This window comes from Roseomonas sp. TAS13 (assembly GCF_001950415.1).
Taxonomy (GTDB): domain Bacteria; phylum Pseudomonadota; class Alphaproteobacteria; order Acetobacterales; family Acetobacteraceae; genus Roseomonas; species Roseomonas mucosa.
On the sequence record NZ_BDLP01000527.1, the window covers coordinates 1 to 2,325 of the forward strand.

At 75.8% G+C, this 2,325-nt stretch carries 2 protein-coding genes and 1 pseudogene; all 3 read right to left on the reverse strand.

Features of this window, described 5'->3' with window-relative positions; all coding sequences use genetic code 11:
* Positions 1 to 926, reverse strand: a 926-nt coding sequence (locus ROTAS13_RS23130) for a hypothetical protein (RefSeq protein ID WP_371329304.1), incomplete at its 3' end; no start/stop codon positions are given.
* Complete coding sequence (locus ROTAS13_RS23135) at positions 926 to 1,636, reverse strand: hypothetical protein (RefSeq protein WP_075823552.1); 711 nt, start codon at positions 1,634 to 1,636, stop codon at positions 926 to 928. The genes ROTAS13_RS23130 and ROTAS13_RS23135, both read right to left, overlap by 1 nt.
* 118 nt (positions 1,637 to 1,754) lie before the next feature.
* A pseudogene (locus ROTAS13_RS27505) lies at positions 1,755 to 2,325 on the reverse strand (formate hydrogenlyase); the annotation flags it as partial.

Sequence of the window (2,325 nt, forward strand, 5' to 3'; positions counted from 1 at the left end):
GCCCAGCCGATCAGCCGCCCCGGGTCCTGTCGCCGCCAGAGCGCCAGGGCCGCCGTAAGCAGCGACAGCAGCCCCGCCGCCGCCAGCAGCCCACCCAGCGGCAGGCTCTCGGCCGCGGCGTCCGCCACCCGCCCGACGCGCCACAGCATCGGCAGCGCCATGGCGGGCAGCAGGCCCAGGCACAGCGCGGAGAACACGGCCGCCCCGCGTATGGAGGCGGCAATGCCCCAGCCCTGCCACGGCACCAGCCCCGACAGCGGTCCATAGCCGGCGAGCAGCAGCACGGCACCCAGCCGCAGCAGCCCGGCCTCTCCCCCGGAGGCGGACAGGATCAGGCCCGGCCAGGACCCTGTCCCCAGCGCGCCAGGGCCGCAGCCCAGCAGAAGCAGCACCACTCCCAGCAGCGCAATGGCGAGCCCGGCACCGCAGGGCAACAGCATCCGCCAGGACAGGGCCAGGGCCTCCGCGCGCCATCGCCCCTCCCCCGCGCCCGACAGGATCGCCGCCGCGGCCAGCAGGGCGGGCACGAAGCCGATCCAGCCCAGCACGGGACCATCCGCCAGCACCGCCAGCTGATAGCCGCCCAGGAAGACCTGCACGGCCAGCGGCAGGCCCGGCATGGGCGGGCCGCTCCGGGTGGCCAGCCTGCCGGACACCAGCAGGCCGATGGCCCCGCCCAGGGCCGGGAGAAGGCGGTTCACCGCGTCCAGCCGCATCACCCCGTCGCCGCCTTCCGGCCGCGCCAGCAAGACGAGGCCGAGCAGGAAGCCCAGCGCCGAGGCCAGAAGCCCGGCCTTCGCCGTCGCCGCCGCCATGCCCGGCCGGGACAGCGGCAGGGCCAGCAGCAGCGCTGCCAGGAAGGGCCAGGCCACGGGCGCCCAGAGCGGCAGCACGGCGGGAAGCCAGGAAGGCAGTCCGGCCTCCATCAGGCTCCTTCCTCCACGGCCTTCCCGCTTCCGGCATCCTCGATGGGGGCACCCCCCTCCGGCCCATGGGGCATCCATGCCGCGAGTTCGAAGCGGAGATGGAAAAGAAAGGCCCCCGCCACCATGGCCAAGGCGAGGATCAGGCTGGCCAGGGTGAGCTCCAGCACCTCCGGCAGGCCCGGCACCGCCAGGGCTGCCAGCACCAGCCCGTTCTCCAGGCTGAGGATGCCGAGCCCCTGGCTCAGCGGATCGCGCCGCAGCAGCACCGTCGCCAGCCCCAGCAGCAGCAACGCCAGGGCCACCGCCAGGGTGGCGCGCGCCGCCATGCCGCCCGCCCCCATGGCGGCGGGCCAGACCACCACCGTGGCGAAGCCCAGCAGCACGGTCCCCAGGATCAGCGAGGACCCGATGCCGAGATGCAGCGCCGCCTCCCCCGGCAGGCCGAGGCGGCGCGACAGGCGGCGCAGCCCCAGCGGCACGGCCAGCGCCCGCCCCAGCAGCGCCACCGTCGCCACGGCCAGGAGCTCCGCGCGCCACATGCTCCCGCTGCGGGCCAGCCAGCCGGCGAGCAGGGCGAGCAGCAGGGATTGCAGCGCATAGGCCAGGATCGCCCCGCCGCTGCGGCGCAGGCAGAGCAGGGCGAAGCCGCAAAGCAGCATGCCGCCGGCCAGGAGCTGCGGCAGGTCCGCGGATACCGGCTCGAACCTCATCGTCACCCCCCTCGCATGAAAGGCTTTGCGTTGTCCCGGGGGGGACAAGGGCGAGGCGGAGCCTCGCCCCCGGGCGCCGGCCACGAAGCGCAATGGCCGGAACGGGCCGCCACCCGTATCATGCGACGCGGGCGCCCAGGAAGAGCAGCACCGCGCCGAGCACCGCCAGCAGCAGCGCCGCGCCCAGCAGCTCCGGCAGGCGCTGCCGCCGCATCCCGGCCACCAGCGCCCCCGCCAGGGCGAAGACGGCCCCAACCGCCAGCAGCTTGGCGGCCCAGGCCAGCAGGCCGAGCGGCCAGGCCAGCCAGGGTGCCTCCACCGCCTCCGGCGCCAGACCGAGGGGTAGGAAGACCGCCGCCAGCAGGTCCAGCCAGAAGAGCAGCCAGAGGTCGCGCGCCAACGACCACAGTGCCAGATGCCGCCCGGAAGCCTCGGCCGGCAGCATGGCGCCGGTCTCGGCCCCGCATTCCACCTGCGCCACCGCCAGCAACGCCCCCAGGCAGAGCAGCAGCGGGAGTTGCAGCCCCATCCCGCCATCCCGCACCCCGGCGGCGACGGTGGCAAGCCCGGTGCCGCCCGCCAGCATGGACAGGACCAGCACCACCGCCAGCAGCGCCGGCCCGGCCAGCACCGCGTCGGCCAGCAGCCGCGAGGCCGCCAGCCCGCCCTGGGCCCGCCCCGCCTCCAGC